Here is a 23,323-nt window from a genome sequence, read left to right as displayed (position 1 = left end):
ATGTCATGGCTATAGCGGAAACAACGGCCAAAAAGGTGAAGTTCATTATAACGCGCCAAGACAAGCCGGATTCGGCTCCCTATACGGAAGAGTTCGAGCTGAACTATCGCCCGGGCATGAACGTCATCAGTGCCCTGATGGAAATTCAGCGTAACCCGGTAAATCTGGAGGGCAAGGACACGGCTCCGGTATGTTGGGATTCCAACTGCCTGGAGGAGGTATGCGGTGCCTGCTCGATGGTGATTAACGGCAAGCCTCGCCAGGCTTGCGCAGCTTTGATTGACAATTTGGAGCAGCCGATTCGGCTGGAGCCGATGAAGACGTTCCCGGTTGTCCGGGATTTGGTCATTGACCGCAGCCGCATGTTTAATGCGCTGAAGCGCGTCAAAGCATGGATTCCGATCGACGGAACATATGATCTGGGCCCGGGACCGCGGATGGCGGAGAAGAAGCGCCAGTGGGCATACGAGCTGTCCAAGTGCATGACCTGCGGCGTCTGCCTAGAGGCCTGTCCGAACGTGAACGAGAAGACGGATTTCATTGGTCCGGCAGCGATCTCGCAGGTAAGGCTGTTCAATGCCCATCCAACGGGCGAAATGAACGCCGAAGAACGCTTGGAGGCGCTGATGGGAGACGGCGGAATCGAGGGCTGCGGCAACTCGCAGAACTGCGTGCGCGCTTGCCCGAAAGGTATTCCGCTCACGACGTCCATCGCCGAGATGAACAAGGCTACAACGAAGCATATGTTCAAGACTTGGTTAGGCGTGTAAACCGCGAACAGGTCTTGCATCCGTTGCTTAACAGAATCAAGAGAGGCCAGTTTCCCTCATTTGACAATGAGGGGAGCTGGCCTCTTTTTTTGGCGGGGAGGACGCAGGCTGCTGTACAGCTAGTAAACTGCTTTATTAAAAGTACATGCGCTAAATGCAAAATATCCAGTTAGTTTTGCCTGATTGGAGCGAATTCGTCGAAATAGCTTGAAACTAGATGTAGGTTTTACAGTTAGCTCCCTCTAACAAGGCCGAAACCGCTGAACTAACTGCATGGAATGCATCTAGTTATCTGATCGCGGCCATTTAGGTTGCTTCATCTCGACGATCTAGGAACAGTCAGTACAGTGGTAAATCTGTGTCCTGACTATATAGGTACAGTCAGTACGTCTGTGTCCTGACTACCTAGGTACAGTCCTAGCATTCATTGATGATTATAAAGCGGAATGTATTTTATACATCTAGTTAAGCTCGTTTTATCAAAAGTACATGTTCTAAATGCAAAATATCCAGTTAGTTTGCCTGATTGGAGCGAATTCGTCGAAATAGCTTGGAACTAGATGTAGGTTTTACAGTTAGCTCCCTCTAACAAGGCCGAAACCGCTGAACTAACTGCATGGAATGCATCTAGTTATCTGATCGCGTCCGTTTAGGCTGCTTGATCTCGACGATCTAGGAACAGTCAGTACAGTGATAAATCTTGTCTTGACCATCTAGGAACAGTCAGTGATAATTCGTGTCCTAACTATCTAGGTACAGGCAGCAAGCTCATAAGTCTATATTCTGATCACCTAGGAGCTGTCATAAATCCGTTGTTTAGTTTATTCCAAGACTCCGGTTCAATTAAGAGGTCTAAGGGGTCGTTAGAAAAGTACAAGAACACCGCTCATATAGAGTCCCGTGGGAAAATACAAGAACACCGCTCATATAGAGTCCCGTAGGAAAAGTACAAGAACACCGCTCATATAAAGTGCCGAGAGAAAAATACATGAATCCTGCTCATCTAAAGGGGCGTGAGAAAGCATAAGAATACTGCTTATATAAAGGACAGCCAGAAAAATTTACATAGATACAGCTCACAAAACACAGCCCGATTTTGACATTGTCAAAACTGATTCGACTATATAAAAAACTGTTGCTTTTTCGGGGAAATGCCCTATAATAAAATCCATACTTAACTTATAGGATTAATTTTAGTATTAAGGGGGATCAACATGAAGAGGTCTTTTTTAACAGTTATATTGACAGGATTGCTTGTCGGTCTGTTGGGCGGATGCGCCGCGAACGATGGAGCACAGGCTAAGAGCGATACCATTCGGATTGGCCTTGCCGCGCCGATTTCCGGCACGCAGGCACAGTATGGACAGGCTTTCAAGAATGGCGCCGAGCTGGCTGCAGCCCAGATCAACGAGGCGGGCGGAATCGGCGGCAAGCAGGTAGAGATCGTTGTTCAGGATGATAAAGGGGATTCCAACGAGGCTGTCAACGTCGCGAATAAATTCGTGTCGGACAAGAGCATTCTGGCTGTCGTTGGCCACTTCAACAGCTCGGCTACGCTGGCAACGGCACCTGTATACAACAAAAATAAAATCGTCGAAATCTCCCCGTCCTCCAGCGCGCCTGGCGTTACGGATGCTGGGGAGTATACCTTCCGGGTCATTACGACGGATGCGTTCCAAGCCGATTACCTGGCAGGCTGGTCCAAGGAGTTGGGGTACAGCAAGGTTGCGCTGATTTATGAGCAATCCGACTTCGGCCTCGGTCTGCTGGATGTTTACCAGAAGTCAGCTCCGGCCAACAATATCGAGGTTGTGGCTGCGGAAGCCTATAACCCTGGCGATAAGGATTTCAGTACGATTCTGACGAAGATCAAGGACAAGCAGCCTGAGGCCATCTTTATCGGCGGCTTCTATAATGAGGCGGCACTGATTTCCCAGCAGGCGAAGAAGCTGAACCTGAGCGTTGATTTTATCGGTGTCGACAGCCTGTATTCCGAAGCTTTGCTTGAGCTGGGCGGGGAATCTGTAGAAGGCTTCAAGCTGATCGGCTTCTTCTACCCGGGCGGCGATAATGAGGAGGCAACGAAGTTCGCCGCGGATTATGAGGCGGCGTACGGCAGCCAGCCGGATACCTATGCAGCTTACTCCTATGTCGCTACTTCGGTGGTCATCGAGGCGATCAAGGAGAAGGGCGCAGACAGAGAGAGCATCAAGACGTATCTGGAAACCTTGAAGGATTACAAAGGAGCGACCGGCGTGCTGAGCTTTGACGAGAACGGCGACGTCGAGACGATTCCTTCGAAACTGACGGTGCAAGGCGGAAAGTTCGAACTCTATAAATAACCGCTTCTGGAGCAGGACTGAACTTCATTCCTGCTCCCTGGCTTTGAAAGGGTGTTACTATGCTCCTTCAGCAATTAACCAACGGATTGACGATCGGGATGATTTATGCCCTGATTGCGCTGGGCTATACGATGGTCTACGGCATCCTGAAAATCGTCAACTTTGCGCACGGCGATATTTTTATGATGGGCAGCTTTCTGGGACTTTTTTTCATGAAAGAACTGGATTTGCCGCTATATCTCGCATTTCTGCTGTCTGCGGTCGTGACCTCCGGGATCGGAATCCTGATTGAGCGGCTTGCTTACCGGCCGCTGCGAATGGCTGACCGGATCGTTCCCTTGATTAGCGCGCTGGGCGTATCCACGTTCCTGATCAGCCTGGCTCAGAAACTATGGGGGACGGAAATGCGCCCATTTCCCACGACGTTCGGCAGCCGTACTTATACCCTGGGCAGCATCACGTTCTCCGAAATTCAAATTTTGATTCTAATTCTGTCCTTTATTCTGATGCTCGGTCTGCAGCTGTTCGTCACGAAGACGAAGACGGGAACGGCGATGCGGGCAACGTCCATGAGCCTGACTAATGCGGCCCTTATGGGGATCAACACGAACCGGATGATCAGCCTGGCCTTCGGGATTGGCTCCGCGCTTGCCGCTTGTGCGGGCATCATGGTTGGCATTTACTATAACGCAGTATATCCGACGATGGGTTATATGGCAGGGATCAACGCCTTTACAGCGGCGGTGCTTGGAGGAATCGGCAGCATTCCCGGCGCGATGCTCGGCGGCGTACTGCTCGGGCTGGTGGAGACGCTGGGCGGCGCTTATATTTCCACGCAGTACAAGAGTGTCATTTCGTTCGCGATCCTTATCATTGTGCTGCTGATCCGGCCCTCCGGCATTCTCGGCAAAAAAGATATCAACAAAGTGTAGGTGATGAGCTTGAGCTTAAGAAAAACTACGGCCATAGGGGCGGCAGCTGCCGTGTTGATCGTTCTGCCTTTGGTGCTGCAGCAGGTTAACGATTACTGGATGCATATCGTGATCATGATCGGGATTTTCTCCATCCTGTCGATGAGCCTCAACGTCATTATCGGATATGCCGGGCAGTTCGCGCTCGGACACGCTGCTTTCTATGGCATTGGCGCTTATTCCGCAGCCCTGCTCATGATCCATTTTCAAGTTTCGTTCTGGATCGCGCTGCCTGCAGCCGCCGTGATTGCAGGTTTTTTCGGGTTTTTGCTGGGAACTCCGGTCATTCGCCTGAGGGGGGACTATCTCGGGATCGTCACGCTCGGCTTCGGGGAAATCGTGCGGCTGATCTTCGTCAACTGGGTCGATGTAACGCGCGGGCCTATGGGGCTGCCGGGGATTCCCGCACCGACTGTGTTCGGCTACACCTTTAGCGGCAAAATGGAGTTCTATTATTTGATCCTGGCGCTTGCGCTGTTGACGTTTTTCGTCATTCACCGCATCGTGCATTCCGGCGTCGGCCTCAGCCTGCTGACCATTCGCGAGGACGAGACGCTGGCGCAGTCGGTCGGAATTCGTCCGAATAAATACAAGCTGCTCGCTTTTACCGTGGGAGGATTCTTCGCTGGCATTGCCGGAGCGTTCTGGGCTTCCTACATTTCCTTCGTTAGTCCGGATGCCTTCCGCTATCTGGATTCGGTCAATATTCTGGCCATGGTCATTCTGGGCGGCTCAGCCAGTCTGCCTGGCTCGGTGCTCGGCGCGGTCATTCTCGTGCTTGCCCCCGAACTGCTGCGGTATATGAGCGACTATAGGATGATGCTACTGGGACTCGCGATCGTGCTAATGATGATTTTCAAGCCGACTGGATTCTGGGGGGAGAAGCACCGCAAATATAATTTCTACGGCATGGTGCGGAAAGGTGAGGGCAAGTGATGGAGAACGTACTGGAGCTGCAGAAGGTGTCGGTAAAGTTCGGCGGGCTTGTCGCATTGAACAATGTCGATATGACGGTGCGCCGGGGCGAGATTCTATCGATCATCGGACCGAACGGGGCGGGAAAGACGACGCTGTTCAACCTGCTGACGGGTATTTATCAGCCGACCTCCGGCAGGATCATTTACAAGGACCGGGTCATTAACAAGCTTAAGCCGTTCAGGCGAGTAGGTCTGGGGATTGCCCGGACCTTTCAGAATACGCGATTGCTGAAAAATATGACGGTGCTGGAAAACGTGCTCATCGCACATGCGGAATGCAACGGCGAGGGGGTGCTTCGCTCGATCTTTGCGGGAGGCTCTACGGCCAAGCGGCGCGCTGCCATCGTTCAGGAATGCCTGGTGAAGCTCGAGGTCGTTGGGCTTGCGCACAAGCTGGACATTCTGGCCGGAAGCCTGCCGTACGGGGAGCAGCGGCTGCTCGAAATTGCGAGGGCGCTGGCTACGGGCTGCGAAATTCTGCTGCTGGACGAGCCGGCGGCGGGAATGAATGCCGCGGAGAAGGCCGAGCTTGTGAAGAAAATCCGGCAGCTCTCCAAGGAATTCAATATCGAGATCATCCTGATCGAACACGACATCGGCATGATTATGGAGATTTCCGACCGTATCGTTGTCTTGAATTACGGCGAGAAAATCGCCGAGGGCAGCGCGGAGGAGATACAAAACAACCCGGATGTCATTCAGGCTTATTTGGGCGGGGAGGTCGAGGAATTTTGACGAGCGGCGGCCAAGCTATTTTGGAAATTAAAGATTTAAGCGTAAATTACGGTGTGATAGCGGCTGTGAAGCAGATGAATCTTCATATTCAGCCGGGGGAGATCGTGGCGCTGATCGGGACGAACGGCTCGGGGAAAACTTCGGCTCTGCGCAGCATTTCTGGCCTGAATAAGAGCATTCAGGGACAGATCCGCTTCGAGGGACAGGAGATCACGAAGCTGGAGCCCCATCAGATCGTGGAGCGGGGCATCTCGCAGGTTCCTGAGGGACGGGGCGTATTCCCCGACCTGTCGGTGCTTGAGAACCTGAAGCTGGGCGCTTATGTCCGGAAGGACAAGCCAGGGGTAGCTGCGGATATACAGAGCATGTTTGAGTTGTTTCCGCGGCTGGAGGAGCGCAGGAAGCAGCTCGCCGGGACGATGAGCGGCGGGGAGCAGCAAATGCTGGCGATTGCCCGCGCTCTGATGGCGAGGCCGAAGCTGCTGCTGCTGGATGAGCCTTCGATGGGCCTTGCGCCGCTGATCGTGAAGGAGATCTTCGCGGCGATCCGCAAGGTGAACGAGGAAGGCGTATCCGTGCTGCTGGTGGAGCAGAATGCTACCATGGCGCTTGCTGCCGCCCATCGCGGCTATGTGATGGAGACGGGCAGCATCGTTGTGGAAGGCGAGGCTGCGGAGTTAAGGAATAACGACGTGGTCAAGTCGGTCTATTTGGGCATCGGCTAGAGCGTAAATAGACGGCTGTTATGATTATGAATTTGCATCATTCAAGCGAACTGGGAGCAACTCGATCGTTGGAGCATTTTACGCACTTGCCTCACGTTCATTGCAGTAGCTTTTGCACTTGTTTGCGCAGATTCATTGCAGTAGCATTTGCACTTGCTTGTGCACATTTATTGCAGTAGCACTTGCACTTGTTTGTGCACGTTTATTGCAGTAGCACTTGCACTTGTTTGCGCACGTTCATTGCAGTAGCTTTTGCACTTGTTTGCGCAGATTCATTGCAGTAGCATATGCACTTGCTTGCGCAGATTCATTGCAGTAGCATATGCACTTGTTTGTGCACATTTATTGCAGTAGCACTTGCACTTGTTTGCGCACATTCATTGTAGTAGCTTTTGCGCTTGCTTGCCCAAATTCATTGCCGTAGCACTTGCCCGCTTCCATTTCAATAGATTCATATTTTTAAGTGGATTTATAGTAATTAGTTTCTGCGGTAAAGAAGGGGAAGTAAATGTTAATGGATTTCATGTCGTTAGAGGAAGGGAATTGGCCAATTATGGGCAGGATTCTTAATTCTAGATGCATCAAATCCATCTAATCCCCTGAAACATTTATATAGAGCATAATTAGATGCATGAATTCCAATTAGTGTACGGTAGCTATATTAGTGCACGGTAGCTATATTAGTACGCGGTAGCTTAAATTAGTGTAAGGCGGCTTAATGTAGTATATAGCAGCTTGTATTAGGGTACGGTAGCTAAAATTAGTACGCGGTAGCTTGTATTAGTGTATGGTAACTTAAATTAGTATGCGGTGGCTTCTATTAGTTACGGTAGCTATATTAGTTTACAGCAGCTTCTATTAGTGTACGGTAGCTATATTAACAAACAGCAGCTTAGATTACTGTGCGACACAGCTTATATAACATGAACTATAAAACTATAAAGAAATTGTACTTGGTCTACATTCACTTCAATAGTTTAACTTTTATAGTCAGATAATATTGCATCGATTGCATCTAGTGCTACTGCTCTGTTTTTGATTCTTCCTGCGACCTTTATCGCAACGTTAGCGGTTAGCATTGTAATGAGTTTACATTGTAACTGAGTTCGCATCGTAATGAGTTAGCGTTGGAAGTCTGTACAGATAGATTAATTGAGGAGGCGTCTGAAAATGAGCCAAGAGAAACGGGACAAAGCACAAGAGGAATCCCAGCAAAAGCTGAATCACGACGAAAGTCTGGAGCCGGTATCTCCTTATACAATCATGGCGAAATTGTTCGCCCACCTCTCCAAGGCCGTAGTGGATCGTTTTGGCGAAGAAGGGAAGGATGCGATCCGCGAGGGCGTGCGCACCTTCGGCGAGGAACGGGGCCGGGATATCGCCCGCCGGGCGGCGGCTGCCGGACAGCCGAATGATATTCACAGCTATTTGCCGAATTACGATATGGGACGCAGCGATCTGTTCGAATATGAAACGGAATACCATCCGGTCGAGATCGAGCAGAACTTTACGAGATGCGCGTTCGGGGATCAGTGGAAAAAAGACGGCATGGAGGAATACGGAATCCTCTATTGCCAGATGATTGACCCGGCCATCGCGAAGGGCTACAACCCTAATTTCGAAGTCGTGCACGATAAGTATTTGCTTAAAGACGGGCATTGCCATTTCAGGTTCCAGATGAAATCATCGGGGAAGGAGCCTGGGGGTGGGGAGAATGGCGATCAATAAGGAGCGTCTGTGGGCGAGATTAATGGAGCTGGGGGAAATCGGCAAGCAGATTAGCGGGGGAGTCACCCGTTATTCTTTTACCCCTGATGAAATTCGCGCGAAGGAGCTTGTTGCCGCTTATATGAAGGAAGCCGGGCTGGCTGTCCGCGAGGATGCCGCCGGGAATCTCATCGGCCGCCGGGAAGGAACGAGCCCCAAGGCTGCCGCAGTTCTGACGGGCTCTCATATCGATACAGTTCCCGATGGCGGGATGTTCGACGGGGCGCTGGGCGTCCTCGCGGCGATCGAAGCACTGCAGCGAATGAATGAGCTGGAAGTTCGCAACGTCTACCCGATCGAGGTCATCGCATTTACGGATGAGGAGGGCTCCAGATTCGGATTCGGCATGATCGGCAGCCGGGCCGTAGCTGGGACCTTGCAGCCGAAGGATTTGGAGCAGCGGGATGAACAGGGCATAGCGATTGCTGATGCGATGCGTTCGGCAGGTCTTGCGCCTGAGCGTGTAGGGGAAGCGGCTAAGCCTCCGCATGAGGTGAAGGCTTACGTAGAGCTGCATATCGAGCAGGGCCGGGTGCTGGAGAATCTGGATGAGCCGGTAGGCCTCGTAACAGGCATCGCCGGGCCGCTCTGGCAGCAGTTCACCCTGATCGGTCAGGCAGGCCATGCCGGGGCGACCCCTATGCAGCTGCGGCGAGATCCGCTGCAGGCAGCCGCGGAGATCCTAAATTACATTTACGCGGAAGCGAAAAAATACGAGAACGCAGTGGCCACGGTAGGGAAGCTTAAAACTCTGCCAGGCGGAGTAAACGTCATCCCCGGGGAGGTTCAATTCTCGCTCGACCTGCGGGATATCGACGAAGCCGAGCGTAACCGGCTGGAGGCGAGCATTCACGCTTACAGCCAGCAGGTGTGCGAGAGGCACGGCATTGAACTGCAGATTGAGCCGCTGCAGCGGGTTGCTCCAGCTCCCAGCTCTTCGGCGGTGCAGGAGGCCGTGGCTCAGGCCGGAAAACTAGCCGATCTGGCGAACCTGCCACGCTTAGCAAGCGGCGCGGGCCATGACGGGATGCAGTTCAGCTCCCTATGGCCGGTCGGCATGATCTTCGTGCGCTCCCGCGGCGGCATCAGCCACAATCCTAAGGAGTGGAGCTCCCCCGAGGATTGTGCGGCCGGAACGGAAGTGCTGTATCATACCTTGCTGCAGCTGGCGAATGAAGATAAGGGTTCTTTTTAGAGGACGGTCAGGATGCGTATGAGCAGCTAGTGTTCCGACATGAGATATCTTAGGGATGCGTTAAGTTAAACTACAATCCGGGACGCGCTAAGTCAAACTTTAATAACGGGTCGGCTCAGCCAGCTTCCATTCCAAGAGAGGGCCGCGGACGGGACATAGCCAGAGAAATAATAGCATAGCCAGAGAGAAATAGGCATAGCCAGAGAGAAGTGGGCATAGCCAGAGAGAAATAGGCATAGCCAGAGAGAAGTGGGCATAGCCAGAGAGAAATAGGCATAGCCAGAGAGAAGTGGGCATAGCCAGAGAGAAATAATAGCATAGCCAGAGAGAAGTGGGCATAGCCAGAGAGAAGTAGGCATAGCCAGAGAGAAGTGGGCATAGCCAGAGAGAAGTAGGCATAGCCAGAGAGAAGTAGGCATAGCCAGAAAAATAGGCATAGACAAAGAAATAAACTTAGACAAAAAACAGACTTCAAACAACGAAAAAGACTTCATGCAGAGAAAAAGCCTTAAGCAACGAAAAAAACTTTATCAAAGAAATAGATAGGCAGAATAGACTCCATCCTTGAAGATGAACTGCACCCCATGGTTAGATATGATCTGACATTGGAGGTGCAGTTTTTTTATGGCGCTAATTTTTTCTCGTTGATAAATTTACTTCATGCAGATAAAATATTATCAATTACTTTCATACAAAATAAGATCCCTCATTTGACCCATCCATTCCAGATTACCGGAATCAAAGCCAGGGCAAAGGGGGATTCTTTTGTATTAACAACTTAGAGGATATGGGGGAGTATGATGAAATGGCTCAAAAGAAGCTTATTTAGAAAATTGCTGGTCGTCATGCTGTGCGTGGCGATTCTGCCCTTCCTGCTGGCGAGCGTGTTTGCTTACCGCACGATTTCCAGCTCTATGGAGCAGCAGGTGATTGACGTAAACCAGAATGCGATGGAGATTATTTCGAATAACCTCAAAATCTATTTCGAGGATCTGAATATGCTGACTGGCTCTTTTTATGTAGACCCCCAGCTCATGAAATATTTGCGTTCCACGGAAATCTCTGCCCTTCAGAAGCTGTACATCTACAATAAAGTGAATGCCATGTATATCAGCCGCCCCGAATTCCATGGAGTTCAGTATATCAGCAAGACCAAAAATCTGACCTTTACCTCTTCGGACGTGGGCAACAATGAAATTAAGAAAATGCTCAGCGATTATGATGAGATCGAGGGCGAGGCTACGGTTTACAGCGTTAAGAGGCTGGGCGGCAAGAACATTTTATTGATCCAGAAAAATCTGGTCGATTATCCGGGAGCGACGGTCCTCGGAACGATAAACATTTATGTGAGCCTTAGTGAAATCGATAAATTGATTCATACCCAGGTTCTGCAGGACAGCGCTTATTTTTTGATGATTCATGACCAGAAGCAGTTTCTGTACAGCTCGCTTGAGCAAACAAACGGGGTCGGTTCTATTCAAAGCAAGATGGCGGGCGGCAAGGGATCATTTGCAGGGGAAATGAACGGTAAAAAAGGAGTATTCATCTACTCAAACAATGAGAATAAAAATTTGCCCTTTACCCTCGTGAAATATATATCTGATTCGGTCATTAATGCCTCCGCTTACACAACGTTGAATCAATCGGTTGTGATCCTGCTGATTGCGATTATCTTCGTCATCATTTTAGCCGTCATTCTGTCTTATTTCATTATTCTTCCGATTAAAAGACTGCTTCGCAGCATGGTGCGCGTCGAGCAGGGGAACTTTGACATTGAGAAGGAGAGCCAGAGAATAGACGAGCTCGGGATTTTGGAGGATCGGTTCTATACGATGGTAAGAAATCTGGACGAGTTCATGAATCGGGAATACCGGTACAAGCTAGAGCTGTCTACAGCACAATTAAAAATGCTGCAGGCTCAAATCAACCCGCACTTTCTGTATAATACGATGCAGTATATCGGCACGGTTGCGTTAAAAGCGAAGGCATATGAACTAAGTGACAAGATTGCCGAGCTGGGATCGATCCTGCGCTACAGCATGGATTTCCGCACCGACGTTGTTAGGCTGAGCATGGAAGTCAAGCATATCGAAGACTACATGTCCATTCAATTAGGGAGGTTCAAGAACAAATTAACCTATTCTATGACCTGCCATCCGGAGGCCACTTCCATGGAAGTGCCGAAGATGCTGCTGCAGCCTTTGATTGAGAACAGTATTGTGCACGGAATTGAAAAGGGCCGCGGCTACGGCAGCATCCGGCTTGAAATAGACCTGAGGCGACAGGAGAACACTGAAAATCATGTTCTGCTGATTCGCGTGATTGACAACGGCAAGGGGATCCCGGCGGAGAAAATCGAGGCGATCCGCAGTGATTATTTAGAGGACAAGCTGCATTACGGCCATAACGGGATCGGTTTAATCAACGTATTACAGCGGCTGCGGCTGCTCTACGGCTCCGGTTTTACGTGGGATATGACCAGCGTGCCTTATGAGGCGACGATCATTTCATTATACATCGCAGTGGACAAGACAGAAGAAAGGAAGGAACCGTAATGAGAGTATTGATTGTCGATGACGAGGAGCATGTCAGGGAAGGAATTGATCTGGCGGTAGATTGGGAACAGTTCGACATTGATGAGCGACTCCAGGCCGAGAATGGGAGCGAGGCATTGGAGCTGATACGCCGGCATAAGCCGGGAATCGTGTTTTGTGATATGAGCATGCCAGAGATGAACGGGATTCAACTGTTGGATCTGATTCGCCGCGATTACCCGGATATTCAGATTATCGTCGTTAGCGGATACGATGACTTTATTTACACCCAGGCTACGATTCGCGCCAAAGGCGTGGATTATATATTGAAGCCCTTTAAGAAGCGGGATCTCGAACAAGCGCTGGCGCAGGCAGTTGCCTTGTGCAAGCAGCGGGAGAGCAGCATGCGTGCCAAACGGGATACGGGCTTCCTTGTCCAGCAGGCCGATTATGTCGTGATGGAACAGAAGATGACCCAGCTGTTAAGAGGGGATGATGCATCCCTGCCCGAACTGGAGAATTACTGCCGGAAGCTCGGCATATCGCCGAACTGCGTCAGGATTTCTCTTATATTGATGAGGAATGGTTCGGGCTTGATGAAGCGGCGCTATAACGGAGATAGCGGACTGTTCTCCTTCACAGTCAAGAATATAGCACAAGAGACGTTAGCAGGGTATGGACGCCATCTTCTGTTCCATTTTGAGGATGAATTGTGGGTATTGGTTACAGGAGAAGCTCCGGGCGGGGAAATGGCAAGCTCATTAGATTTCTATATTCATAAAATGACGGCGGCCTGGAATTCGACAATCGGGCTGGAGACGTTCACGGGGATCAGTCAGCAGGTCTCCGGCTTGCTGCAGGCTCAGCAGCAGTACTTGAGCGCGAGGCTGGAGCTGATCCAGTCTCCGATCATCGCTGGGCAGCGGACTGGCCCGGATAAACCCGCGTTGTCCGATAGAGAATTGCAGCTGAACATCGCGTTGGAGAACGGGGATAAGCTACGGATTGAAGAGGTAATCCAAGGGTTTGCGGATGAGCTTCAGCAGTGCGGGGATGTGACCCTGGCAGATCTTCAGCGCTATACCAAGGAAGCCAATTATATGATCGAGCGGGCCTGCCTTCAGATGGACAAGGACATGGAGGGCCTGTCCCTTTCTGTATGGATCAGTTATATCGAGGAATGGGGAAGCAAGTGGATTCAGCAGTGGTGGCGGTTGATCGAGGAGTCCGGGAACAACGGCTACGAAGGCAGGAGCATTCAACTTATCCATGATTATATTGAACAGCACTTTCATGAGAATTTCTCCCTGAATGAGCTGTCGGAGAGATTCCATTTCAGTCCGCAGCATATCGCCAGAAGATTCAAAGAGAAGTATAACATGACCGTCATTACCTATCAGACGGAGCTGCGCATGCAGAAGGCCAAGTCCTTGCTTGAGCATACCGATCTGCCGGTAGTTAAAATTTCGGAAATGATCGGCTACCAGGATGAGAGCTATTTCAGCAAAGTGTTCCGCAGGCAGCATGGCTTGTCCCCGTTAAAATATCGCAAGATGGTACGAGGTTCATAAAGTACTAGTTTCGGCGAAGATCGTCTATGTTTCGACATTGGAGAAACTCATAGAATAAAATTGTAGCAAACAACAACTTAGGGGGTATATAAAGATGCGCAAGGTTATGTTAATGCTTCTCACCAGTGTTGTACTTTTGTCCCTGATCAGCGGATGTGCTGGCGGAAGCAGCCCAAAAACCAATGAGGGAGCAGGGGCGGATTCCGAAAAAGTAACGATCAAGATTATGGATTTCAAGACGGAAATCACGGATAAAATCAAAGCGATGGCCGCCGACTATATGGCTGAAAATCCAAATGTCATTATTGAGGCCCAGGTTACCGGCAATTACGATACGCTGGTGAAAACCCGCTTTGCAGCCGGGGACGGCCCCGATATTTTTATGACGAGAGCTTATACGGACATTCAGGATTGGTCGGAAAGGCTTGTTGATTTATCCAATGAGCCCTGGATGGACAAGGTTATTCCGTCGTCCGTACCAGGGATGACCGTCGATGGCAAGAAATACGGCTTCCCGCTGGCGGTGGAGGGCTACGGCTTCATTTACAACAAGGATTTGTTCGCCCAAGCAGGCATCGAGAAGCTGCCTGAGACATTAGCGGAATTGAAGGAAGTCAACGAGAAATTGAAGGCGGCAGGCATTCTATCCTACTCCGAGGGCTATAACTCGTTCTGGGTGCTCGGCCAGCATTTGTTCAATCTTCCGTTCGCTTATGAGCCGGATTCGGAAGGCATGATTGAGAAAATGTACAAAGGCGAAGCCAAAATCGCCGATCTCAAAAACTTGGACGGTTTCTTCGATGTATTGGACATGACGGTAGACTACGGTAAAGGCACGGATACGATCGGTCTCAACTATGACAATCAAGTGTCCGAATTCGCCTCCGGCAAAACGGCTATGATCCAGCAAGGCGTATGGGCGATCGATTCGATTACGAAGATTAATCCAGATATGAACATCGGGATGTTCGCGATTCCTTTGAATGACAACCCAGAGGATACAAAGATGCCTGTAGGCGTATCCACGTACTATTCCATTAACAAAGATTCCAAGGTCGTCGATGAGAGCAAGAAGTTTTTGACTTGGCTGCACGAGAATGGCCAGAAGTATATCGTGGATTCTTATAAGATGATTCCTGCTTTTACGGATTTGGAAACAACGTCTGATCTGGGGCCTTTGGCCGAAGATCTCGACAAGTATTTGAAGGATGAGAAGACGCTGATCTGGTCGTTCCAGCTGTGGCCATCCGGGATTGCGGAAGACTTCACAGTACCTCTGCAAGCCTATGTCGGCGAACAATATGACAAAGATCAAGCCATCATAGAACTGCAAAGCATCTGGGATCAAAAAGTCAGAAAATAGGAATGATTGGACATGGCGATTAAATCACGCGGATGGTTGATATACGCAGCTTTCGTTGCGCCGGCTATCCTGTTCTTCACATTGATTATTCTGATTCCATTCCTGAGAGCGATTATCTTCAGCTTTCAGGATTGGGATGGAATTAGCAGCAACATCCAATGGGTCGGGTGGAGCAACTATCAACAGCTGCTCCACGATGCCTCCTTCTGGAAGTCATTTAATTTTACGGCCAAGTATGTGGCGGCAACTACGATTCTGCTGAATATTTTTGGACTGCTCCTTGCCCTTGGCCTGAACCGGGCGATCAAGCTCAGAAATTTGCTGCGGACGGTCTATTTCCTGCCTTATGTTATGGGCTCGGTTATTGTCGGCTTTATCTGGAAGTTTATTATTACGAATTTGTTTGCTCAAATCGGTGAGGCTACCGGCTGGTCTATTTTTCAAAAGAACTGGCTAAGCCTGCCGGATTATGCATTCTGGTCCATTGTTATGGTTGCCGTATGGCAATCTGTGGGCTACTTCATGATCATTTATCTATCTGCCCTGCAGGGCGTACCGAAGGATTTGATAGAAGCTTCGGAAATTGACGGAGCCGGTTATTGGGGCAGAATGCGAAATGTCGTATTTCCGCTAATTAGACCGGCGATCACGATTAACCTGTTCCTGGCTATTGCCAATGGCTTCAAAGGATTTGACTTGAACTACTCGTTAACGGGCGGGGGGCCCTTCGGAACCACACAATCCCTGGCTTATCACATTTATACCGAAGGCTTCGGCAGAAACCTGTTCACTTATGCTTCATCAAAGGCGGTTATATTCTTCCTTATTCTAGCTACCGTTACTATTGTTCAGTCCCTTGTACTGAAACGTAGGGAGGTAGAAATGTAATGAAGAAACGAGACAAGAGATTGAATTGGATTATATTTACAATCTTATTTGTAATTGCTATATTCGTATTCTTTCCATTGTACGTCACGCTGGTGAATTCATTTAAATCCTATAATGAAGTTGTTTCATCGGTAGCTTCATTGCCAAGTGTTTTGCACTTTGATAATTTCAAGACGGTATGGAATCAATTGAATTTCGGCGGCGTGTTCATGAACTCATTGATGATCACTGTCGTGTCCGTAGTCGGGATTTTATTGATCAGCGCGCCTGCCGCGTACCAGTTCGTACGGCGTCCCGGGTGGGTGAGCACGGCATTGTTCATGCTGATCCTGTCATCTCTGGTTATTCCGTTCCAGTCGTTGATGATTCCGCTGGTCAAGGTAGCGAGCGACCTGCATATGATGGACTCGATCACCGGGGTAATCATTATGTACTGGGGCTTCGGCATTCCGCTAGCTCTGTTCCTGTACCATGGATTTATCAAATCGATTCCTCGTGAGCTGGAGGAGGCCGCCTTGATTGACGGCAACGGCATTGTAGGCGCATTCTTCCGCATCGTACTGCCGCTGCTTAAGCCCATTACGACAACGATTGCCATTCTGCATTCCTTGTGGATCTGGAATGACTTCCTGCTTCCGCTGATCACGCTCAGCTCCAAGAAGAATCAGACGATTCCGCTAGCTTCGTCGGTTTATTTCGGGCAATACATGAATGAATGGCACTTGGCGATGGCTGCTCTGACAATGGCATCGATCCCGGTGATTATCTTCTTCATTATCATGCAGCGCAACATTATAGATGGAATCACTGCGGGTGCAGTCAAGGGTTAAGAAGCAGCTTGCAATGATCATTGAAATAGTTGATGCCCGTATTCCTATTTTTCTTATAGGGGAACGGGCTTTTGCTTATGCAGTTTGGGACATCAATCGAAGATAAATCTTGCGATGCGCAAAACGGCATCGGATTGGAGGAATTTAGCGTGGGGATGAAATATGATTTAGGAACGGGCGAGGAGAAGAACTGGATTGTGGCTGAATCATCGTTCTCCAGCAACTGGCTGGGGAAGGCCGAGGCGATCATGTCTCTCGGCAACGGATATATGGGGCTGCGCAGTGCTGCGGAGGAACCCTATGTCGGTGAGGTAAGGAATCTGTTTGTCGCCGGAACCTTTAACAAATCGGATGCGCAGGAGGTAGCGGAGCTGCCGAACGCCGCCGATGTGACCCGGATGAATATTTTTATAGATGGGGAACGCTTGGATGCATCCGTGCGCACGGAGGATTACGTTAGGGCGCTGAACCTCAAGACTGCGGAGCTGAGAAGATCGTTTATTTGGTCAACCTCGGCCGGGAAACGGGTGGTGTTGAAGTTCAGAAGGTTCGTGTCGCTCGACAATCTGCACCTTATCGGCATGCAGATGGAGCTGGAGGCGCTGAGCGATGACGTGCATGTAAGCGTGGAGAGCGGCGTGAATGCCCAGGTGTCCAACAGCGGGGCACAGCATTTCTTTGAAGGGGAGAAGCGGATCTATGACAAGAAGTATGTAGAGATGGTGGCGAGAACGAAAGAATCCCATATTGATTTCATGTTCCATACGGTGCATCGCGTTACTCTTGCGGGCTCGGAGCTGAGTGAGCCGTTTATGCGGATGGATCGCCGTTTGATTATGCTCAGCTATAAAGGGACCCTTGCGAAGGGGCAGAAATTCTCGCTTGAGAAATTGACGACCGTGCACACGTCCCGGGATAAAGCGTTCGACGGCCTGACGCTGCAGGAGATGCGCGATCGAGCGCTCTCCACCTTGAAGCAGTGTGCAGCCAAGGGCTATGAAGGCTTGTTTGCGCAGCATGTGCAGGCGTGGGAACAGAAGGTGTGGAAGCAATACAAGCTTAACATTGAATCCAAGGACGCCTTCGACCTTCTGGCGGCGCGTTTTGCACTCTATCATTTGACGATTATGACTCCGGCCCATGATGAACGGATGGGGATTGCTGCCAAGGGGCTTAGCGGCGAGGGCTATCAGGGGCACTCCTTCTGGGATACGGAGATGTTCATTCTTCCCTTCTTTATTTATTCCAATCCTGAGGTGGCCAGATCGCTCTTGACTTACCGTTATTTAGGGCTTGAAGGGGCGAGAAAAAAGGCGCGTAGCAACGGCTACGAAGGGGCTATGTATCCCTGGGAGGCTGCCTGGCCGAGCGACGGCGAGATGGCCCAGGAATGGGGGCGCGTGGATATCGTCACCGGCAAGCAGACGAAGATCTGGACCGGCTTTATTGAGCAGCATATTACTGCGGATGTGGCGTTTGCGGTATGGCAGTATTATAAGGTAACCGGCGATCAAGCCTTTATGGACGATTACGGCTATGAAATTATTTTTGATACGGCCAGGTTCTGGGGCAGCCGTCTGGAATGGAATGCAGATCGGGGGCAGTATTGCATTAATGATGTGATCGGCCCCGACGAGTACAAAGAGCATGTGGACAACAATGCGTTTACGAATTATTTTGCCCATTTCAACATGCAGCTTGCCATTGAGTACTATAGCCGTCTGAAGGAGAGCGATTCTGCTGTATTTCATCGTCTGAATGATGCACTGGAATTGGATCAGGCGATGGAGGCCTGGATGCAATGCATCGATAAAATTTATCTTCCGCAGCCGGGGGAAGACCTTGTCATCCCGCAGGATGATACTTATTTGACGAAGCGGATTATCGATTTGACGAAATATAAGAACCAGACCCATGTAAATACGATTTTCGAGGATTACAGCCTGGAGCAATTGAGCGATATTCAGGTATCCAAGCAGGCTGATTTAATGATCCTGTTCTATTTGCTTGAAGACAAATTCGCGCATGACGTTAAGGTCGCCAACTATAATTACTACGAGCCGAAGACGATCCACGACTCCTCCTTGAGTCTGTCCACGCATGCGATACTCGCCAATGATTTGGGAGATGGTCCGCTCGCTTACCGGCTGTTCAGACAGGCTTGTGAGATTGATTTGGGGCCGGAAATGAAATCCTCCGATTTAGGGATACATGCGGCTTCGATCGGCGGCATCTGGCAGGTGATTGTAATGGGCTTCGCCGGAATGCGCATGCTGCATGGCGAATTAAGGATGAACCCTAAGCTGCCGGAGCATTGGAGCCGGCTGGAGTTCACGATCCATTGGCAAGGTCAGCGTCTGGAAGCAGAGATCACGGAGGATCGGCTAGTGATTAAGGCGATGGATCGCGTCCCGGTCAAGCTGGAGGTTTACGGGAAGGAATACCGCTTCAGCGATGTGTTGACAATCAACCTGGCAGAAGCGAAAGAGGAGAGAAGCTGAGATGAAGCTGGAAGCTGTATTATTCGATCTGGACGGTGTCATTACCGATACCGCAGAGTATCATTATTTAGCATGGAAGCAAATGGCGGAGCAGATCGGGATCGATATTGACCGGGCTTTTAACGAGCAGCTCAAGGGGATTAGCCGCATGGAATCCCTGGAGCGGATCCTCGTGCATGGACGGAAGGAGCACCAGTATACAATGCAGCAGAAGGAGCAGCTGGCTGCAGACAAGAACAAGCATTACGTATCACTGTTAACGCAGCTTGCTCCTGAGCATGTCTACCCGGGAATTCATGAACTGCTTGACGAGCTGGCAGAGCATCGAGTCCCCGCGGTGCTTACGTCTGCGAGCAAGAATGCCCCGCAAATTTTAAGCTCTCTGGGCCTTGCGGAGCGTTTCCACACGATTGTGGATCCCGACGGCATTCCCGGCAAGCCGGCGCCTGATATTTTCTTAAAGGGAGCGAAGGCCGCGGGAGCCGATCCTGCATGCTGTATCGGGATTGAGGATGCGCAGGCAGGGGTTATGGCGATTAAGGCGGCAGGGATGTTTGCGGTCGGGATCGGAGAGCAGAAGCTGCTTCGTGCCTCCGGCGCCGATATCGTGTACGACAGCACGGCCAAATTGAATTTATCCGCGCTGCTGCAAGCGGCAAACCTGAATTAATCAAAGGCGGGGATCGCTGTATCTCCGAGCCGATATTGTTAATTGATATAGTTAACCCCGCTGATAGCGGGGTTAAGTTATACACGCAAGTTGTTCAATCAAATTGAATCAACCAAGTTATACGACCAAGTTATATGACCAAATTGTTCAATCAAGTTGCACAGCCAAGCTATATAGCCAAGTTATACGACCAAATTGTTAAATCAAGCTGTATCCTAATGGAACCCTTCAGGGTTCATTTTATTTATGATAATAGGTTTAATGATGGCTTCTGCCGATGATCATTGTTGATGCAAGGTCAACGCTCCATGCCTGCCTTCAGGATACGATATGCCTTCTTCTCTGAAAGATCCGGTAGACGATTCTTGTTCTGTCAGCCTTAAACGGGCTTGACCGGATAGCCGAATTGGCCTGAAATCCCCTGCGCAGCAGCGAGCAAATCCGCGAGGATCTGCTCCTCATTCTCTTTGATCCGTTTCAGCGAGCCGATAATGCTGATCGTGCCGATGGTTTGACCACCGGCGTCCTTTACGGGTGCGGCAAGGCTATAAGCGCCTGCCTCGATTTCCTCATCCTCAATGCTGTATCCTTGTTCCCGAATTTGCTGCAGGTTATGTAGAAGCTTCTTTTTATCGGTGATCGTCTTCTCCGTTAGCTTGGTCAGTTTATAATGCTGCAGTAAGCTCTGCAGCTCCAGCTCAGGCATGTGGGCCAGAAATATTTTCCCCGAAGCGGAGGCGTGCATCGGCAGCTTGCTGCCGGCCCGTGAACTAATAATGAAATAATTGTTCGGGGACTCTACTTTGTCCACGCAGAAAATTTGCTCATGCTGGTAGACGTACAAGTGGGAAGTCTCGTGGAATTTCTTGGTCAGCTGAGTGAGATACGGATGGCCGATTTCCTTGAGATCGAGGCTTTGCGAGACCAGATTGGCCTTCAACAGAAACTCGAGGCCGAGTCTGTACTTGCCGTTGTTTGGATTTTTATCAATATAAGAATACGCGCATAGCGTATTGACCAGACCATATACGGTGCTTATGTTCAGATTCAGCTTCTCGCTGATTTCCGTGAGCGACAGCTGAGTATGCAGCGAATCGAAGCAGTTCACAATATCAAGCGCCCGTTTCACGGATTGAATCAGGCGAGGACTTTTCTCGTTCAATACTATAACCTCCAACTATATATAGCAGTAATTTACTTCTCTAGCCACTATGTTCGGGGGTTTATCCGACAATGTCAATAGGAGTTTTTATAATTACTTCAAGCGTAGCCTTTGGAACTAAGTAGAAAGCTTGTGTTAAGTAATAGATCATTAAGGTAAAATGAGGAAATTTAGTGAATGGTACGATTTTATCCTGTGGTTATAGTGGAATTAAGCATATTTCATGAATTCGTTCATTTTTTGATATTTAAACTTCCATAGTATAAGAAAAGAAATGATAGGGGGAACTCGGAGAATAAGATCGAGGGGAGAAGATGGTTTTCAAAATTGGCAGAGAGCAAAATATGGGTGCAAGCAGCCCTGATTTTGTTTGTTGAATTCTAGAACCGCTGCGGCTTAACGGGTGAAATTCAACAGGCTCCTGGAATTACCAGGAGCCTGTTGACTAATAGCGTGACTGGCCGTAGGTCGTGAGATCCGTCTGCTCCATCTTTCGGATATAGCGCAATAGTTGCTCTTTATGTATGTCCAGCTCTTGTGAGCGAGTTGCTGCTCCTTGGAAAAATGCTTCCATCTTTCGAGCCAGATTGACGGCTGACTCGCCTTTCCAATCATGCAGACGACTGTGGATCGTTCTCATCTGCTGCTCCTGATACTGGAGTCTTTGCTTCAAGCGATCACACTGTTGAACAGCTCTTCTGAGATCCTCCAGCTGTACAGATATTCTGTTCATCCCTTAAGCCTCCCCATTGCATAATATCATTACTCTGGATATGCCTAACACTTACCAAGCCTCAATCGTTCTGATCTCCATCTGATCTGCCTATTATTGATCCGCAGCTATAAATAGCTGTGCCTTTAGATCGATGTAATTCGCAATATCCGTTATAGATTGCTGATACCATTGATTCACCCGCTCAAATGAAGTAATGGCGTTGTAGACAATAGGTGCTAGGGACTGGCTGTGACTTGTCTCAACCTGAGCCTGGAACAAACGGATGGAGGTTCTCGTATAGTTAGAGAACTCATGCAGGCTGCTCCTCATTTGACGGGCTGCTTGCTGCAGCTCCGCCGGCGTGAGTTGGATTGTGCCTCCGCCTTTATTTCCGTCAGCATGGCCCCCGGCATAAGGCCGGTCTACTTTATGTCCATCTCCAATAGGTATACCCAATCCTGCCGCCGCGAGTTGTCCGAAAGCCCCCCATTGGGAGCCGTAGCGTTCTACTAGATTTCCCCATGCTTCTTGGAATTCAGCTCGTGCCGCCATCATTCGTTCGTATGCCGCTACCCTAGGATTTCCGTCAACCGCTTCTCCATCCATAGTGAACAATCTATTCTTAATATTTCCGGTTGTTTCGTCAAACTCAAAATGCTGCAAGGAATGCGTTTGATCACCTGCTATGGAGTTGTAAAATTTAGTTAATGCATCCTGCCGTCCGAAGGGCAGCGTAACCGGAACCCACTGAATAGGCGTCCACTTGTATCCCAGAAAAAATTGTGCGAAAGGATTATCTCTCTTCTGGGGGATCGAGAAGGGAACGAATACACTACGCTTATTGGCGTCTTCAAAGGTCGAATTAATATAGTAGGTCTCTCCAACATGCCGCTCGGCGTTGGTGACACCGGAGCCGATCGTATCCCCCGGATGGACATAAGCAATATTCGTGTAGCGAAAATCACCGTTCTTCACCTTCTCCGGAAGATCATCCGGCAGGATGTGTACGATGCTGGGAGCATTGAAGCTTACCGAATTTATACCGTTGCGAACCGCAACATATTCAGCCTCCGCGCCACCAAGGGAATGGCCTGTTGTGGAGATTTCAGCGTTGGGAAATTCTTTCCGCACTACATCGTACAGGTTCTGGGCTTGGATAAACTGGTTGTTCTGATACTCAGATTCGGATCTTGTAAAGGAGAGTCTTAAATCTGGAGGCAAGGCATCGATTTCTGCCTTGTTCTTTTCATAGTATTCATGGACCTTCTCCAAATTCTTGGGGCGGTAGCCAACGACATCATTCAAATCTGTTCCCCAGTCCATGAGTACACTCCAAAAGGGGCGATCCGGCGGCTCCGTACCTCTGTAGCCGATAATGACCTGATTATCTTTCTCGTTATAGAAGACAGTGGCATCGAACCCGGAGCCATTGGTATCATGCAGCATAGCTCCTTCGGGTTCGACGATTTTCCAGCCTGGAAGATCTCGGTGATTGTAACTTCCAGGAGTAATATCTCGACGATAAACCTCATCCGATATAGTCCAGTAGGTCTTGTCACTAATGTATGTCAATGCTATTCCCCCTTGTCTATTCTGCCAATATATTA

Annotated in this window: 18 protein-coding genes; 15 read left to right on the top strand and 3 right to left on the bottom strand. The window is 49.6% G+C overall.

Annotated elements, in window-relative coordinates; genetic code table 11:
- Positions 1-5 precede the first annotated feature (5 nt).
- The 15 genes from sdhB (at position 6) to pgmB (ending at position 19,839) form a co-directional block, all read left to right on the top strand.
- Complete coding sequence (gene sdhB, locus BN2762_RS04545; protein WP_187386471.1) at positions 6-770, top strand: succinate dehydrogenase iron-sulfur subunit; 765 nt, start codon at positions 6-8, stop codon at positions 768-770.
- Positions 771-1,984: 1,214 nt separating this feature from the next.
- Positions 1,985-3,112: an ABC transporter substrate-binding protein gene (locus BN2762_RS04540; protein ID WP_055105831.1), complete on the top strand. Its 1,128-nt coding sequence runs from the start codon at positions 1,985-1,987 to the stop codon at positions 3,110-3,112.
- Between the two features lie 59 nt (positions 3,113-3,171).
- Positions 3,172-4,044, top strand: a complete 873-nt coding sequence (locus BN2762_RS04535) for a branched-chain amino acid ABC transporter permease (RefSeq protein WP_055105830.1) — start codon at positions 3,172-3,174, stop codon at positions 4,042-4,044.
- A gap of 9 nt (positions 4,045-4,053) precedes the next feature.
- Complete coding sequence (locus BN2762_RS04530) at positions 4,054-5,019, top strand: branched-chain amino acid ABC transporter permease (RefSeq protein WP_055105829.1); 966 nt, start codon at positions 4,054-4,056, stop codon at positions 5,017-5,019.
- The gene (locus BN2762_RS04525) at positions 5,019-5,795 is read left to right on the top strand and encodes an ABC transporter ATP-binding protein (protein WP_055105828.1); all 777 of its coding nucleotides are present in this window, start codon (positions 5,019-5,021) and stop codon (positions 5,793-5,795) included. Before BN2762_RS04530 ends, BN2762_RS04525 begins: the two co-directional genes overlap by 1 nt.
- 17 nt (positions 5,796-5,812) lie before the next feature.
- On the top strand, positions 5,813-6,520 hold the full coding sequence (locus tag BN2762_RS04520) for an ABC transporter ATP-binding protein (protein ID WP_222861024.1): 708 nt from the start codon (positions 5,813-5,815) through the stop codon (positions 6,518-6,520).
- Between the two features lie 1,170 nt (positions 6,521-7,690).
- The gene (locus BN2762_RS04515; protein WP_083484762.1) at positions 7,691-8,248 is read left to right on the top strand and encodes an L-2-amino-thiazoline-4-carboxylic acid hydrolase; all 558 of its coding nucleotides are present in this window, start codon (positions 7,691-7,693) and stop codon (positions 8,246-8,248) included.
- Entirely contained in the window at positions 8,235-9,482 is a 1,248-nt protein-coding gene (locus BN2762_RS04510; RefSeq protein ID WP_055105827.1) for a Zn-dependent hydrolase, read from the top strand. Before BN2762_RS04515 ends, BN2762_RS04510 begins: the two co-directional genes overlap by 14 nt.
- Positions 9,483-10,279: 797 nt before the next feature.
- Positions 10,280-12,037, top strand: coding sequence for a sensor histidine kinase (locus BN2762_RS04505; protein WP_083484761.1), 1,758 nt, complete (start codon positions 10,280-10,282; stop codon positions 12,035-12,037).
- The gene (locus tag BN2762_RS04500) at positions 12,037-13,587 is read left to right on the top strand and encodes a response regulator (protein ID WP_055105825.1); all 1,551 of its coding nucleotides are present in this window, start codon (positions 12,037-12,039) and stop codon (positions 13,585-13,587) included. Before BN2762_RS04505 ends, BN2762_RS04500 begins: the two co-directional genes overlap by 1 nt.
- Positions 13,588-13,681: 94 nt before the next feature.
- Complete coding sequence (locus tag BN2762_RS04495; RefSeq protein WP_055105824.1) at positions 13,682-14,950, top strand: ABC transporter substrate-binding protein; 1,269 nt, start codon at positions 13,682-13,684, stop codon at positions 14,948-14,950.
- 12 nt (positions 14,951-14,962) lie between these two features.
- Positions 14,963-15,838: a carbohydrate ABC transporter permease gene (locus BN2762_RS04490; RefSeq protein WP_055105823.1), complete on the top strand. Its 876-nt coding sequence runs from the start codon at positions 14,963-14,965 to the stop codon at positions 15,836-15,838.
- Positions 15,838-16,668 carry a carbohydrate ABC transporter permease gene (locus BN2762_RS04485; RefSeq protein WP_055105822.1) on the top strand — a complete coding sequence of 277 codons (831 nt, stop codon included), beginning with the start codon at positions 15,838-15,840 and terminating at the stop codon, positions 16,666-16,668. Before BN2762_RS04490 ends, BN2762_RS04485 begins: the two co-directional genes overlap by 1 nt.
- A gap of 155 nt (positions 16,669-16,823) precedes the next feature.
- Positions 16,824-19,169: a glycoside hydrolase family 65 protein gene (locus BN2762_RS04480; RefSeq protein ID WP_055105971.1), complete on the top strand. Its 2,346-nt coding sequence runs from the start codon at positions 16,824-16,826 to the stop codon at positions 19,167-19,169.
- 1 nt (position 19,170) lies between these two features.
- Entirely contained in the window at positions 19,171-19,839 is a 669-nt protein-coding gene (gene pgmB, locus BN2762_RS04475) for a beta-phosphoglucomutase (RefSeq protein ID WP_055105821.1), read from the top strand.
- Positions 19,840-20,218: 379 nt separating this feature from the next.
- On the opposite strand, the gene BN2762_RS04470 is transcribed toward pgmB, so the two are convergent.
- From BN2762_RS04470 to BN2762_RS04460, 3 genes are all read right to left on the bottom strand, one after another.
- On the bottom strand, positions 20,219-21,001 hold the full coding sequence (locus BN2762_RS04470) for an IclR family transcriptional regulator (RefSeq protein WP_055105820.1): 783 nt from the start codon (positions 20,999-21,001) through the stop codon (positions 20,219-20,221).
- A gap of 445 nt (positions 21,002-21,446) precedes the next feature.
- Complete coding sequence (locus BN2762_RS04465) at positions 21,447-21,734, bottom strand: WXG100 family type VII secretion target (protein ID WP_055105819.1); 288 nt, start codon at positions 21,732-21,734, stop codon at positions 21,447-21,449.
- Positions 21,735-21,827: 93 nt separating this feature from the next.
- The gene (locus BN2762_RS04460) at positions 21,828-23,288 is read right to left on the bottom strand and encodes a hypothetical protein (RefSeq protein WP_055105818.1); all 1,461 of its coding nucleotides are present in this window, start codon (positions 23,286-23,288) and stop codon (positions 21,828-21,830) included.
- Between the last annotated feature and the right edge of the window lie 35 nt (positions 23,289-23,323).

This window comes from Paenibacillus ihumii (assembly GCF_001403875.1).
Classification (GTDB): Bacteria; Bacillota; Bacilli; order Paenibacillales; family Paenibacillaceae; genus Fontibacillus; species Fontibacillus ihumii.
The sequence above is the reverse complement of the archived record's forward strand: the minus strand, read 5'-3'. Positions and strand labels throughout refer to the sequence as shown.